The following is a 13,913-nucleotide window of genomic DNA, read 5'->3' as shown; positions in this document are numbered from 1 at the left end:
TTCGGGATAGGTTATTTTTTCACAAGAGAAAAACGAAGTTTAATGGCTTTTGCTTTCAATAATATTGAGGTTTTTATATCATCATTCCTTCCATTTAAGACATTATCCATTTTTGTAATATTATAGTTGGCTGTAAATACTTCTATTTTCTTTTTATCCCGGGTGCCTTTAGTAACACTTACGGTTTGCTCTATAGCCTGTTGGTGCCACTTATATTTTCTAGTGTATTGCGCTAAAATATCCGATGGGTAACTACTTAATAAAAACTTTCCTTTTATCTTAGAAAGTAGCTCAAGTAAATCAGTAAAATCCTGTTCGCTATACCCTTTATAATGTCCCATATCAGAATTAAAGTAAGGGGGGTCTACATAGAAGAAACTTTCTTTGGTATCCCTGCTCCGGATAACTTTGAGCGCATCATTGCATTCAATATCTACCAGGTCCAGCCTTTCACATATATCCTTTGTAAACTGGTTTTTCTTGTTTAGGATAGTCCTGGAAACCCCATTGGTCTTTCTTTCATATGCATAACCCCCATAGATACGGGAAGAGAAGCTCATATTGGTTTGTACCCAAAATGCCCAAGCTTTTTTGATTTTATCTTTCTCACTGGAGTCCAAAAGTATTTCTTTAGCTTCTGTATGGAGCTTTCTGCTATGGGGGGTCGCCTGGATCATCTTTTGCAGTTTGGGAAACTGGGTTTTACAGACGTAATAGAAATTAACCACTTTCCCATCCAGGTCATTGATTACTTCGACCGGGCTTGGCGGTTTGGTAAAAAATACTGCAGCACCCCCCACGAAAGGTTCACAATAAAGGTTATGCCTGGGGATCAATGCTAATATCCGCTTGACCAGGTTCTGCTTTCCCCCGTAATAACTAACAGGCGTCTTACCAGGTTTTCCTAACCCATCCAAATCGGGGTTCAAAGGTTTTTTAAGGTTTATCTTTCCTTGGTTAAACATATTGCCAGCTTTTATCCGTTTTCCTATCAGGGTAACAACTGGTGGGCTTACCGCGTTGCCAATCAGTCGGTACCTTCTACTATCACTTAATCCTATTTTCTTACCTTCCCGGATACCGTACTTTGTCCAATGGTCCGGAAACCCCTGTAGGCGTTCGCATTCCAACGGGGTCAACCTGCGGATATTTTTAAGGTTGTATAGAAGGTTTTCATTTTGCGGGCTTGTGGTAATAGCACCCATTTTACCATCATTCCGGGGAACAAGTTGTTTTTCCCGGAAAGCCACATAGTCTTTCCCTTTTCTTTGATTTGCTTTTCGGACCCTTTTGGCTTTTTCAGTACGTTCTGGTTTTAACGGTATCCAATTACCAAGCAGTAAGTTATCTTTTTCTACCCCGGTAATGCAATTGGTACTGCCATCCTTTCTAAATTCCACCTTAGAGCCCCCCGGAACTTTCCTGCCACTTCTGATAGTAAAAACATAAGGGTTGTTCTTATTTGATATATCACCAGCCCTGGTAGTTATGGTTGGAGCAGTGTTGGTTTGCGAGAGTCTTTTTCCAGAGCAATTTTGAGCCTTTTGACAGCTTTCTCCGACAGGGAATATTTGAGGTCTGGTTTGCCCTCCAAGTGATCCGACAAGATAGATGCGTTCCCTATTCTGGGGGAGAAACCAGGCAGTATTAAGCAATTGCCATTGGAGCTCATAAACCCCAAGGTGGGCGAACGATCTAAGTACGATTTCAAAGTCTTTGCCCTGGTTACTGTAGAAAAGCCCCCGGACGTTTTCAAAGATAAACAAACGGGGTTTATAGAGCTCCAGGATTCTAACCGCTTCAAAAAAGAGTTTGCTTTTAGATCCTTTGATCCCTTCCCTTTTTCCAGCAACCGATAGATCCTGGCATGGCGATCCGAAGGTAATGATGTCAGGTGTTGGGATGCTTCCTTCTTTGATGTTTTCGATAGGTCCTGCATATATGGAGTTTTTGAAATTATACTGATAACTGGCAATAGCATACGGATCAATTTCACTATAGTAATGCCTTTTAAATTGGAACCCTGCCTGTTGTAAACCAAAAGGGAAACCACCAATACCTGAAAATAAGTCTAGTAAAATTAATTCCCTCATATTTTTTCTTTTTTAGTATATTAAGAGAAGCTTCCTTTAGTAAAAATAATATGAGTTAAAAGTTGATAATTCTCCCACTTGTTCAACCTTAGTGGTCGTATTGATTACATTAGTGCACTTCTGTTCTTTTTTCCGGATTCGTTTGGCTGGTTTGCTTAATTAGGCAACCGTAATTCTTCCTTTCTTTATTACCTCCGTATTTCTACGTAATTATAGGGAAGTTCAAAAAAGTAATTTCGGGTTGGGTTCGTATAATGACAAAAAAGAAAAAGCGACCAGAGGCCGCTTTGAATGTTTTCACAACGGAATAATCCTTATTGTGAATTGCTTTCAGTTCAGTAAATATACAAAATTATTTGTAAAATGTAATTGTGGTTTTTCCGTAAAGACCTAATAATTATTTTTATTAAATTGAAGGAAATTTACACGTATGAAAAAAATATTAGGGTTAGATTTAGGAACAACATCCATAGGATGGGCACTTGTAAATGAATCAGAAAGTGACGGGGAAACTTCCAGCATAGTTAAACTGGGGGTTAGGGTTAATCCTTTAACTTCAGTTGAAAAAACGGATTTTGAAAAAGGCCGTCCTCTTTCCACTAATGCAAATAGAACTTTAAAGCGTGGAGCAAGGCGCAATCTTCAACGTTATAAATTACGAAGAAAAGAGCTTATTAAAATTTTAGAAAATAAAGGTTTTATTTTACCTAATACTCCCCTGACAGAAATTGGAAAAAATACCACCTATCAAACGTTAGAAATCCGTTCAAAAGCTGCTACAGAAAAAGTCTTATTGGAAGATCTTGCAAAAGTATTTTTATCCTTAAATAAGAAACGAGGATATAAAGATAGCCGTAAAGTATATAATGAAGAAGAAGGTCAATCCATTAACGGAATGTCAGTTGCCAAAAAAATGTATGATGAAAACCTAACACCCGGTCAATACGCATTACAAATTTTAGAAAAAGGTGAAAAATATATTCCTGATTTCTACAGATCTGATTTAAAGCAGGAATTTAAATATATATGGAATAAGCAGAAAGAGTATTATCCGTCAATTCTTACCCAAGTTTTATATGATAGTATACAAGGCAAAAATAAGTCTCAAACTTGGGCTATCTGCGAAAAGCCTTTTGATTTAGTGGGAATAAAAAGAGTTGGGAGCGCTAACAGTAAAAAACTTGAAAATTATCAATGGCGTGTAAAAGGTTTGACAGAAATGTTAGAACTGGAGCATTTGGCTATTGTATTACAGGAAATAAATAATAATATAAGTCAATCCAGTGGACATTTAGGGGCTATTTCTGATAGGAGTAAGCAATTGTACCTTAATAATGAAACTGTAGGGCAGTATTTATATAAGCAAGTAGCTAGAAATCCCCATGCCTCATTAAAAAAGCAAGTTTTTTATCGTCAAGATTACTTAGACGAATTTGAAACTATATGGAATACGCAATCCCAATTTCACAAAATTCTTACTGAAGAATTAAAAGAAAATCTAAGGGATATAGTCATATTTTACCAGAGAAAATTAAAATCGCAAAAATCACTCGTTAGTTTCTGTCAATTCGAAAGTTGGGAACAGGAATACGAAGAAAAAGAAACTGGTAATACAAAAAAACGAACAATAGGAAGACGAGTAATTCCAAAATCTTCACCATTGTTCCAAGAGTTTAAGATTTGGCAAAATTTAAATCATCTTATATTTACAAATGTTGAATCCAACATAGAACTAAAGATAGAAGATTTAGACAATGAAACACGGAAACTACTTTATGATGAACTAAATCTAAGAGGGGATCTTTCTTATAAAGATTTGCTGAAAGTTCTATCTAAAGAAATGAACATAGGAAAATTAACTGCATGGAAATCTAATTTTGAAAAAATTGAAGGGAATAGGACTAATCAGGCACTTTTTAATGTGTTTCATGACATTTCTGAACGGGAAGGCTATGCAATAGATTGGAAGAAAAAGAATGCATTTCAAATAATAGAAGAATTAAAAAACACTTTTCCTGAAATTGGAATTGATACAAGTATTCTTAAATTTAATGGGTTGCAGAATGACTTCGATAAACAAAGTAGTTACCAGCTATGGCATTTATTGTATTCCACAGAAGAAGACGATAAGATTTCAGAGGAGGATAGATTGATCTACGGTAATTCAGCAGTAACACTAAAAAAGAAACTGAAAGAGAAATTTGGGTTTAAACCTATATATGCTTCTCTCATGACAAATATTCCTTTGCAACAGGATTATGGCAACCTTTCTGCTAAAGCTATCCGTAAAATTTTACCCTATCTGGTAGATGGTCATCTCTATTTTGAAGCTTGTAAACTTGCAGGGTACAACCATTCAAAAAGCCTAGATGTAGAAACTTTAAAAAATCGTAAATTAAAGCCAAGATTAGAACTCCTAAAGAAAAACAGTTTACGAAACCCTGTAGTTGAGAAGATCCTTAACCAAATGGTCAATCTGGTCAATCAAATAATAGAAACATATGGAAAACCGGACATAATAAGGATTGAATTAGCTCGTGAACTTAAAAAATCAGCTAAAGAACGGGTAAAAATGACTCGAGAAATTGCAAATGCTACTAGGCGTAATGATGAAATGCGAAAAATTATTAGGCAAAAGTTCGGCATTCCAAATCCAACAAAAAGTGATGTAACGCGATATAGACTGTATAAAGAATTAGAATCAAGAGGACACAAAGACTTATTTACGGATACGTATATAAGCCCGGAAAAATTATATTCTAAGGAAATAGATATCGAACATATTATACCTAAGGCTTTATTATTTGATGATTCGTATTCAAATAAAACCCTTGCATTTAAAGATGACAATCAAAAAAAAGCTAATCGTACTGCTTACGATTTTATTTCGCAGGATTATAATTCGGACTTAGAAAATTTTATAGAACGGGTTGAATCAATAGCTCAAGAGGGGCAAATAAGCCGAAGGAAGCGAAATAAATTATTAATGTCGCAATCAAAGATACCGGATGGTTTTATTGAACGCGATTTACGAAATAGTCAATATATAGCTAAGAAGTCAAAGCAAATGCTTTTTGAAGTGTTTACAGATGTAGTTACTACTACCGGAGGTATTACTGATAAATTACGTGAGGATTGGGATCTAATAAATGTTATGAAAGAACTTAATCTACCAAAATACCGAAAATTGGGGCTGACAGAACAGGAAATAAGATTAAATAAAACCAATGGTACATTGATCGAGCATGAAGTTATTAAAGACTGGACTAAACGCAATGATCATCGACATCATGCCATGGATGCCTTAACAGTTGCCTATACAACTAGAAATCATATCCAATATATTAATAACCTAAATGCCAGGAAGGATACTACAAAAGATAATCACCATAGCATTAAAAACATTGAAAGTTTAATTATAGTGCAAAACAGAAAAGGTAAGCGAGTATTTAAAAGCCCTCTTTCTAATTTTCGTGAAAATGCTAAGAAACATATTGAAAGTGTTCTTATAAGTTTTAAAAATAAAAATAAAGTTGTTACAAAAAACAAGAATAAAACGAAGAAGAAAAATGGTTTAAATGTAAAGGTACAGCTTACTCCCAGGGGTAAATTACACAATGAAACTATTTACGGAAAGTCTAAAAGACCACTTTTAAAACCCACCAAATTGAACAAGCGATTTACTTTAAAAGAAGTAAAGCTAATTATAAACAAAGAAGAAAAATTTTTAGTAGTAAACCACTTGTCTAAATATCAAAATAAACCAAATGTGGCTTTTGACACCAAAACCCTAAAGAAAGACCCTATTATTAATAAAGAAAATTACTTAAAAGAGGTGTTATGTTTTGAAGAAATTTTCACCATTCGAAAAGATATTAATTCCGATAATTTTAAAAATGCTAAACATATTGACAAAATTACAGATGTGGGTATTAAAGATGTTTTAAAAGCCAGAATAGCGGAGTATGGTGGCGACTATAAAAAAGCTCTTTCTGATTTAGATAGTGACCCAATTTACTTGAATAGGGAGAAGAAGATAACTATTAAACGTGTTACCATTACTGGAGTGACTAATGTTGAATCACTTCATACTGCCAAAGATCATTTGGGACAGATGTTGTTTGATGATGGCGGTAAGGAAATCCCAGTGGATTATGTGAGTACTAGTAATAATCATCACGTTGCAATTTATGAAGATGAAAATAAAAACTTGCAAGAAGAGATTGTATCATTTTATGAAGCAGTTATTAGAAAAAACCAAAAACAACCTGTCGTAAATAAGAACCACCCTAAAGGTTGGAAGTTTCTATTTACCATGAAACAAAACGAAATGTTCGTATTCCCTTCAGAAAACTTTGATCCGAACCATATTAATTTATTTGATGAAAAAAATACATCTTTGATAAGTCCTAACTTATATCGCGTGCAAAAATTTACTTTTAAAGATTATTTCTTTCGCCATCACTTAGAAACAACAGTTGAAGATAACAAAGCTCTTTCCGGCATTAGTTGGAAACGTTGTGGATTAAATGGATTACAGGGTATTAAAAAAGTAAGAATAAATCACTTAGGGCAAATTGTTCATGTAGGAGAATATTAAAACTATGATTAAACAAACCCTTTTTTTTGGAAATCCTGCATATTTGAGTACTCGTAATGAACAACTGATAATTAATTTTCCTGAAAAAGGAAAAGAAGAAAAAACAATTCCTATCGAAGACTTAGGTTATATAATCTTGGAGAACCCTCAGATTACTGTAACTAATGGATTAATAATGAAGTTGGTTCAGAACAAAACTGCGATCATCACCTGCGATAGGCAACACCTGCCTTGTTCTTTCTTACAACCTCTTACCGGGCATAGCGAGCAGACAGAAAGATATAGGTATCAATTAAATGCTAGCATACCCTTAAAGAAAAACCTTTGGCAACAAACCGTTATTGCAAAAGTTGAAAATCAAGCAGGTCATTATTTATATAGATCAAAAAATGCTATACGCCTTAAACGCTATGCTAAAGAAGTAAAGAGTGGTGATTTGGGTAACCAAGAGGCTCTAGCTGCAGCATTTTATTTCCAGAATTTGTTTGACCTTGATGGATTTAGTAGAAATCAAAAAGGAGTACCACCTAACAATTTACTAAATTACGGATATGCTATTCTACGGGCTGTGACCGCTAGGGCTTTAGTGAGTAGTGGCTTATTACCATCAATCGGAATCTTCCATCATAATAAGTACAACGCTTATTGTCTTGCAGATGATATCATGGAACCATATAGACCTTTTGTTGACTCAATAGTTTATGATATTGTTGAGAGTGGTTGCCAAATAGAAGATTTAAATAGAAATATAAAATCCAATTTATTACTAATACCTGCTATGGATATAATAATTGATGGGAAATCAAGTCCACTGATGAATGCAATGAGTCGAACTACTGCAAGTCTATATGAGTGTTTTGAAGGTAGTCGTAGAAAAATTCTTTACCCCGAGTTTAAATAACTTAATAGTACTCATGATATAAAGATTAATTTGTGAAAACCTATACAACTCGATTAAATCAATATAGATCTATGTGGGTACTTGTATTTTTTGATTTGCCAACAGAAACTGTAAAAGAACGTAAAGCAGCTACACGATTTCGTAAGAATTTGCTTGATGATGGTTTTGGAATGTTCCAATTCAGTATTTACTCACGATTTTGTCCAAGTCGTGAGAATGCAGCTGTGCATATAAAGCGAACTAAAAATGCATTACCTAAAAAAGGCAAGGTATGTATTATGCAAATAACTGACAAGCAGTTTGGTATGATGGAATTATTTAATTGCCAAAGAGAAATTGAACCTGAACCACCATCACAGCAACTCGAGCTGTTCTAGAAGTTTAAAACTGGAGCTATAGCAATTACTTATTTCCCGAATAAGATTAATTAGCTAATCATATTGTACTTGTATAAAACAGGATACCAGTTAGTTATAACAAGTATCCTGTGAATAGTCTATAAAATTACAGAACTGAAAGCAATTCACAACAGGTCATCACCATTTCCGAAAGCTCCGTTACCTGTGAATAGTCTATAAAATTACAGAACTGAAAGCAATTCACAACGAGAATCCGAACAGCCCTTCGCAGCTTAAACCTGTGAATAGTCTATAAAATTACAGAACTGAAAGCAATTCACAACATAAAACGATATGTGGTTATGATAGATAACCCTGTGAATAGTCTATAAAATTACAGAACTGAAAGCAATTCACAACTAATAATGGTTGATCAAAAAGGAAAGAGGGCCTGTGAATAGTCTATAAAATTACAGAACTGAAAGCAATTCACAACGGGTTGTTGGGATCGTACTCACACTAATTGCCTGTGAATAGTCTATAAAATTACAGAACTGAAAGCAATTCACAACTAGCGCAGCAACAAAGGTTAAGATAAATAACCTGTGAATAGTCTATAAAATTACAGAACTGAAAGCAATTCACAACTTGCAGGACTATGTTGTGGCATTAGGAAGCCCTGTGAATAGTCTATAAAATTACAGAACTGAAAGCAATTCACAACCATTATGGGCGTGCTTCTCTATCTCAGGGTCCTGTGAATAGTCTATAAAATTACAGAACTGAAAGCAATTCACAACCTGTATCTTTTAATACAAAGCCAATCTTGCCTGTGAATAGTCTATAAAATTACAGAACTGAAAGCAATTCACAACACCTGTTGTGCATACGTAAGCGTACTATTTCCTGTGAATAGTCTATAAAATTACAGAACTGAAAGCAATTCACAACATAATAATACTTACTTGGCGCATTCTTACGCCTGTGAATAGTCTATAAAATTACAGAACTGAAAGCAATTCACAACTCTTGCCCCTGAAGATTGCTACTGGGTAATCCTGTGAATAGTCTATAAAATTACAGAACTGAAAGCAATTCACAACACCTCCAGATAAATCAAGATAATCTATTGCCCTGTGAATAGTCTATAAAATTACAGAACTGAAAGCAATTCACAACATGCTGCCACACCTTCTTTAAAACACTTGTCCTGTGAATAGTCTATAAAATTACAGAACTGAAAGCAATTCACAACACCCCTGTAGTTTTCCCTATTTAGTCTACCCTGTGAATAGTCTATAAAATTACAGAACTGAAAGCAATTCACAACTAAGGTGTTACCGATTGAGGCTGTTGCTTTCCTGTGAATAGTCTATAAAATTACAGAACTGAAAGCAATTCACAACTACATAGCCTATTTCTAAAAGTTAATTATTCCTGTGAATAGTCTATAAAATTACAGAACTGAAAGCAATTCACAACAAGGATTTAGCAGCTTCCTTTTTTTCCTGACCTGTGAATAGTCTATAAAATTACAGAACTGAAAGCAATTCACAACTGTGGCTAGAATTATCAAAACCTTGTAGGCCTGTGAATAGTCTATAAAATTACAGAACTGAAAGCAATTCACAACTAACTTCAAATACATAAAAGAAGGGGTCACCTGTGAATAGTCTATAAAATTACAGAACTGAAAGCAATTCACAACCGGATTAATAAGTTCAGCGATTTGTGGATTCCTGTGAATAGTCTATAAAATTACAGAACTGAAAGCAATTCACAACTCTATAAAAGATACTATCGACTCCCCTTTACCTGTGAATAGTCTATAAAATTACAGAACTGAAAGCAATTCACAACAAGTTCTTATGATGAAAACAATGATTCATACCTGTGAATAGTCTATAAAATTACAGAACTGAAAGCAATTCACAACTCTATAAAAGATACTATCGACTCCCCTTTACCTGTGAATAGTCTATAAAATTACAGAACTGAAAGCAATTCACAACTATGGGTTTTTTGGAACCGGAAGAATTTGCCTGTGAATAGTCTATAAAATTACAGAACTGAAAGCAATTCACAACCAAAACAATAAAGCATATTATAACTATCACCCTGTGAATAGTCTATAAAATTACAGAACTGAAAGCAATTCACAACAACAGAAATGTTTAAAAAAAGGCTATAGCCCTGTGAATCATCTATAAAATTAAATAACTGAAAGCAATTCACAACTAATTCTTCTGATAACTCTTTGTTATCTATCCTGTGAATCGTCTATAAAATTAAATAACTGAAAGCAATTCACAACCTTAAATGAAATAAGGTGTTAGAGTATGATCCTGTGAATGTCTATAAAATTACAGAACTGAAAGCAATTCACAACATGGTGCCGGATATAATGTACCCCTTCAGCCTGTAAATCGTCTATAAAATTAAAGAATTGAAAGCAATTCACAACAGATTTTACCGATGGATATTCCGGTGGAACCTGTGAATAGTCTATAAAATTACAGAACTGAAAGCAATTCACAACAATGGCGGTTTAGGGAGAAGGAACCCCAGCCCTGTGAATCGTCTGTAAAATTAAAGAACTGAAAGCAATTTACAACTGATAGAATGGAAATCATTTTTAATTTATACCCATATATCATCTTTAAAGTTACAGAATAAATTAGCTCTTTACGTCTAAACCCTTTAAAACATCTAAGGCTCCCCCAAGCGTTCAAATAGAAAACGTACTACTTCGGGACGAAGCAGTTTTGTACTTTTTTTATACCCGAATTGCTTTAATTCTTCCAGGTACATATGGATCCAGGAAGAAAACGTCTTGGTACAGACATTGTACAATGCTGCCAATTCGTATTTATAATATGCACGAAGTTTGACAGGGGCTTCCCCTGTAAAGTATGTTCCTTGTTTTTCCATCTTCTTTTTCTATTTATTGATTTTCCCAACCATAGCTTTCCAGATTTCTGAGGGGATTAGTTCCCTTAAAAACGTATCGAAATATTGGTTAACGACAATCATCCCATCACGGGCAGGATACTTTTTCAGTTTGACAAGCAGCATTCTAAAATGCCCTAAATCCCGATTTACCAGGTCATAATCGTTTTTTGAAATAAAAGCCTCCAGCTTGCTAATCAGCTTTTTTGAAAGTTTCCGGGAAGAACCATTTAGTTCATAAGCTGCCAAAGGGACACCTTCTGTATATTTTTTGTTTAGGTACTGCTGGATTTCAATTTTGGAATGTACGCTCATCCTCTTTAAAAACACCCCATCCTGATCAGTGATCGCATATAATTTCTTTTTAGTCTTCATAAGCTCATCTTTTGATGTTAAATTTTCTATAAATCCCCTCTGTTACTTTTTGTGCTTCAGCTTTGGTAGTATAAATACCCCCGATATCTTTCGGTTGTCTCCCACCCAAAAAGAGGGGGCGCAAACTTCCTATTGTATTTGGCCTGCCACTAAAAACATCGACTTTTTTATATTTGTGCTTTAGCCAGAACATGATATACATTTTTTAATGTTTATTTCCATTGTTTTGTTGCTTTAGCAGGTATTAGTCCTCTTCCCAGTTTGGGATCAGGTCTCCGGATGTATGGTCTTCATCATAAATGATCGGTATTGGATACTCGAATATAAGGACACCTCCAATGGATTGAATGGCAATTCCATGCTTGGAAGAGAGTTCTTCCAATCCAGCGATAAATTCCCTAAAACGTTCTTTCTTATCCTTGGAAGGCTTATTTCCCTCTAGGGGGGTATGAGGAGAAGTTTTCCGTAAGCGGTCGGCAGCTTTTTGTGCAGAAGCCTTCGTCGTATAGATACCGTATACCTGATCGGCTACCAAACCTCTATAAAACTGGTAACGTAGCCCGGTAATATCCGTTGGCTTTCCATTAAATACATCTGCTTTTCCTGACTGAATACCTGGATTGTAGACTATATATAGTTTGTTCAAATTTATTTTCATAAGTATTATTTTATGTTTAGTCCGGATCCCAGAATGCCATCAACTCCCCGGTTTCCTCATCAATTTCATATTCGATGGTCTTTGGGTATTTACTGTTAAGTACAACAACTTCTTCTACAAATGGGATTGCCAGTTGATACTTATTCGATATTTGAATCAATTCATTCAGGAACCTTGCAAACCTTTCTTTTTTGTCTGGTGTTATCATGTTGTCAAAACCATTCATTTTGTTTGTTTTTAAAATTTTGTCCCATAGCACTTTTGCATCTTCTAATGCTTCACTTTTACTGGAATACAGGCCATATATATCTTCTGGTGCATAGACCCCATTTTCAAAAATGTCCTTTATGTCATTAAGATTGCTCTTAACGTCCGTAAAAACATCTTCAAAACTTTCGATATATTCATCAGGTCTGAATACGAGGTAAAATCCTTTGGGATTAATTTTCATAGCTGTATTCTTAGGGTTTAAGATAGATTGCAAATACTTCTATACTTTCTATACTATGATGTTTAAAATAATGGGAAGCTTTTTGATAGCACTTTTGACATCAAGTTGTTCATTCTTTCTTTGTAATTCAGCATCTTTCATTTGTACTTGTTATGTAGTTATACTTTTAAATATTACGAACCTAATCCATTCATTTTCAATTATCAATTGGATGTCTGATTTGATTTTTGTAAGGGGGTTACTATTTCCTTATCTTTAACCAGTTCCTCACCAAGACAAGTCCCTATAAACCCCCCGATCAGGATGAAAGGGTAGGTTTCTTTGGGGGCGTACCTTTTGGCTACGATAAACCCCAGCATACTCCCGACAAGAGTCCATCCCGCTTTTTCTGTATTTTTTGAAACCTTCATCTTGCGTACTTAATTATTGTTCCGTGTTTGCCGAAGGGAGAAGGCCAACCATCCCCCGGTTACAAGGAGCGTCCCCCAGGCGATCCGTTGCAGGTTCCTCCTGCGTTCATCCCTGAAATCTACCAGCGTCAAGGTAAAAGAGTTTCCGTAGCGTTTCCGGTGCTGACCTAAAATTTGCATAAAACGGTCAAAATCAGAAGCATTGGCAAACACCAGGCACCCGGCAGAAAAATTATCAATAACCCTGGTCACCCCCTGTTTCCTGGCACGGTGGATATTGATCCCGAACCTTCCCGTATCCTGAACCCCGGACTCAAACCATTTAAATAGTCCTTTACGCTCATAATTACGGATCACCGTTACGGGCCTGGTCTGTACAAGCGCACTGTAGACCCCCCGGTGCAACCCAATACTGTAAGCATCAATATATTGCCCTTTTTTAAGGAATGCAGTCCCCTGCGGGTGCATGGGGTTATCCAGCCAGTACTGTCCAGGATCGGTAGTGGCCCGGAATATATGATAAACCCATTTCCCATTGTCATTGGTATAGAACACGTGGATTTCATCGTCGAAACGGTTGCTGCCTATAAAACGGCTACGGTAGCCTACAATATTGAGCTTGTAAGGCTCCCTGTAGATCCTGTACCCTTTACCCCTTAATATCTGTATACTCTTTGCAAGCATTACTTTATCATTATTTCCTGGTTACCTGTTTTCCTGACCCAATAAAATCGGAGACTGCCCATATCTGTTTTTTTAGCCTTCGTTTGCGATAGACACCGTCCCCTTCCCTGGAACCCTTGTCGTTGGTGTTCCCTTCCACGGTGATGACCCAGTCCTCCCCCCAATCATCTACAAACCCGATATGGGCGGGACGGTTTTTGCTACGGTACCAGATCATAAATGCATCGCCGTTTTGTGGCCTTTTTAATTCGAATTTCCCCCTGTGATAGATCCGTTTACTTTTAAGTGCATAACTAGGGACCCACGCACTACGTGGAGCGGTTACCCCGGCATTCTGATAGCACCAGGAAACAAAGCTTGCACACCAGGCATACCCCGGTCCTAGCTCTACACTTGCCAGGTACATCTCGACATGAGCCCCCCGGTTGGCACCCTCGTATTCGCGTACCCCTAC

At 35.9% G+C, this 13,913-nt stretch carries 12 protein-coding genes and 1 CRISPR repeat array; of the genes, 3 read left to right on the top strand and 9 right to left on the bottom strand.

Annotated features, from left to right (window positions below):
• Window positions 1-11: 11 nt before the first annotated feature.
• Window positions 12-2,093, bottom strand: a complete 2,082-nt coding sequence (gene dcm, locus NBT05_RS02705; RefSeq protein WP_265771889.1) for a DNA (cytosine-5-)-methyltransferase — start codon at window positions 2,091-2,093, stop codon at window positions 12-14.
• Between the two features lie 430 nt (window positions 2,094-2,523).
• Here dcm and cas9 point away from each other — a divergent pair, with 430 nt between their 5' ends.
• The 3 genes from cas9 to cas2 all read left to right on the top strand — a co-directional run bounded on the left by cas9 (window position 2,524) and on the right by cas2 (window position 7,971).
• Window positions 2,524-6,693, top strand: coding sequence for a type II CRISPR RNA-guided endonuclease Cas9 (gene cas9, locus NBT05_RS02700; RefSeq protein ID WP_265771888.1), 4,170 nt, complete (start codon window positions 2,524-2,526; stop codon window positions 6,691-6,693).
• 4 nt (window positions 6,694-6,697) lie between these two features.
• Window positions 6,698-7,594 (top strand): type II CRISPR-associated endonuclease Cas1, encoded by an 897-nt coding sequence (gene cas1, locus NBT05_RS02695; protein ID WP_265771887.1) that lies wholly within the window; start codon window positions 6,698-6,700, stop codon window positions 7,592-7,594.
• Window positions 7,595-7,665: 71 nt separating this feature from the next.
• Window positions 7,666-7,971, top strand: coding sequence for a CRISPR-associated endonuclease Cas2 (cas2, locus tag NBT05_RS02690; protein ID WP_265773199.1), 306 nt, complete (start codon window positions 7,666-7,668; stop codon window positions 7,969-7,971).
• Between the two features lie 107 nt (window positions 7,972-8,078).
• Window positions 8,079-10,547: direct repeats of the CRISPR family, unit length 46 nt; unit sequence CCTGTGAATAGTCTATAAAATTACAGAACTGAAAGCAATTCACAAC.
• A gap of 94 nt (window positions 10,548-10,641) precedes the next feature.
• Here the strand turns inward: cas2 and NBT05_RS02685 are convergent.
• From NBT05_RS02685 to NBT05_RS02650, 8 genes are all read right to left on the bottom strand, one after another.
• Window positions 10,642-10,863, bottom strand: coding sequence for a DUF4248 domain-containing protein (locus NBT05_RS02685; RefSeq protein ID WP_265771885.1), 222 nt, complete (start codon window positions 10,861-10,863; stop codon window positions 10,642-10,644).
• 9 nt (window positions 10,864-10,872) lie between these two features.
• The gene (locus NBT05_RS02680; RefSeq protein ID WP_265771884.1) at window positions 10,873-11,256 is read right to left on the bottom strand and encodes a hypothetical protein; all 384 of its coding nucleotides are present in this window, start codon (window positions 11,254-11,256) and stop codon (window positions 10,873-10,875) included.
• 4 nt (window positions 11,257-11,260) lie between these two features.
• Window positions 11,261-11,458: a hypothetical protein gene (locus NBT05_RS02675; protein WP_265771883.1), complete on the bottom strand. Its 198-nt coding sequence runs from the start codon at window positions 11,456-11,458 to the stop codon at window positions 11,261-11,263.
• A 42-nt stretch (window positions 11,459-11,500) separates the two neighbouring features.
• Window positions 11,501-11,914, bottom strand: coding sequence for a hypothetical protein (locus NBT05_RS02670; protein ID WP_265771882.1), 414 nt, complete (start codon window positions 11,912-11,914; stop codon window positions 11,501-11,503).
• Between the two features lie 16 nt (window positions 11,915-11,930).
• Complete coding sequence (locus NBT05_RS02665) at window positions 11,931-12,398, bottom strand: hypothetical protein (protein WP_265771881.1); 468 nt, start codon at window positions 12,396-12,398, stop codon at window positions 11,931-11,933.
• Between the two features lie 170 nt (window positions 12,399-12,568).
• On the bottom strand, window positions 12,569-12,775 hold the full coding sequence (locus tag NBT05_RS02660) for a hypothetical protein (protein WP_265771880.1): 207 nt from the start codon (window positions 12,773-12,775) through the stop codon (window positions 12,569-12,571).
• Window positions 12,776-12,784: 9 nt separating this feature from the next.
• Window positions 12,785-13,459: a hypothetical protein gene (locus tag NBT05_RS02655; protein WP_265771879.1), complete on the bottom strand. Its 675-nt coding sequence runs from the start codon at window positions 13,457-13,459 to the stop codon at window positions 12,785-12,787.
• A 10-nt stretch (window positions 13,460-13,469) separates the two neighbouring features.
• The gene (locus NBT05_RS02650) at window positions 13,470-13,865 is read right to left on the bottom strand and encodes a CHAP domain-containing protein (RefSeq protein ID WP_265773198.1); all 396 of its coding nucleotides are present in this window, start codon (window positions 13,863-13,865) and stop codon (window positions 13,470-13,472) included.
• Window positions 13,866-13,913: the final 48 nt, after the last annotated feature.

This window comes from Aquimarina sp. ERC-38, assembly GCF_026222555.1.
Classification (GTDB): Bacteria; Bacteroidota; Bacteroidia; order Flavobacteriales; family Flavobacteriaceae; genus Aquimarina.
This window is presented reverse-complemented; position numbering and strand designations above follow the sequence as displayed.

Excerpts from the sequence above, each read along its gene's own strand:
- NBT05_RS02655 (WP_265771879.1), bottom strand. The coding sequence starts at position 13,459 with ATGCTTGCAAAGAGTATACAGATATTAAGGGGTAAAGGGTACAGGATC.
- NBT05_RS02685 (WP_265771885.1), bottom strand. The coding sequence starts at position 10,863 with ATGGAAAAACAAGGAACATACTTTACAGGGGAAGCCCCTGTCAAACTT.
- cas2 (WP_265773199.1), top strand. The coding sequence starts at position 7,666 with ATGTGGGTACTTGTATTTTTTGATTTGCCAACAGAAACTGTAAAAGAA.
- dcm (WP_265771889.1), bottom strand. The coding sequence starts at position 2,093 with ATGAGGGAATTAATTTTACTAGACTTATTTTCAGGTATTGGTGGTTTC.
- NBT05_RS02680 (WP_265771884.1), bottom strand. The coding sequence starts at position 11,256 with ATGAAGACTAAAAAGAAATTATATGCGATCACTGATCAGGATGGGGTG.
- cas9 (WP_265771888.1), top strand. The coding sequence starts at position 2,524 with ATGAAAAAAATATTAGGGTTAGATTTAGGAACAACATCCATAGGATGG.
- NBT05_RS02670 (WP_265771882.1), bottom strand. The coding sequence starts at position 11,914 with ATGAAAATAAATTTGAACAAACTATATATAGTCTACAATCCAGGTATT.
- cas1 (WP_265771887.1), top strand. The coding sequence starts at position 6,698 with ATGATTAAACAAACCCTTTTTTTTGGAAATCCTGCATATTTGAGTACT.
- NBT05_RS02650 (WP_265773198.1), bottom strand. The coding sequence starts at position 13,865 with ATGTACCTGGCAAGTGTAGAGCTAGGACCGGGGTATGCCTGGTGTGCA.
- NBT05_RS02675 (WP_265771883.1), bottom strand. The coding sequence starts at position 11,458 with ATGTATATCATGTTCTGGCTAAAGCACAAATATAAAAAAGTCGATGTT.
- NBT05_RS02660 (WP_265771880.1), bottom strand. The coding sequence starts at position 12,775 with ATGAAGGTTTCAAAAAATACAGAAAAAGCGGGATGGACTCTTGTCGGG.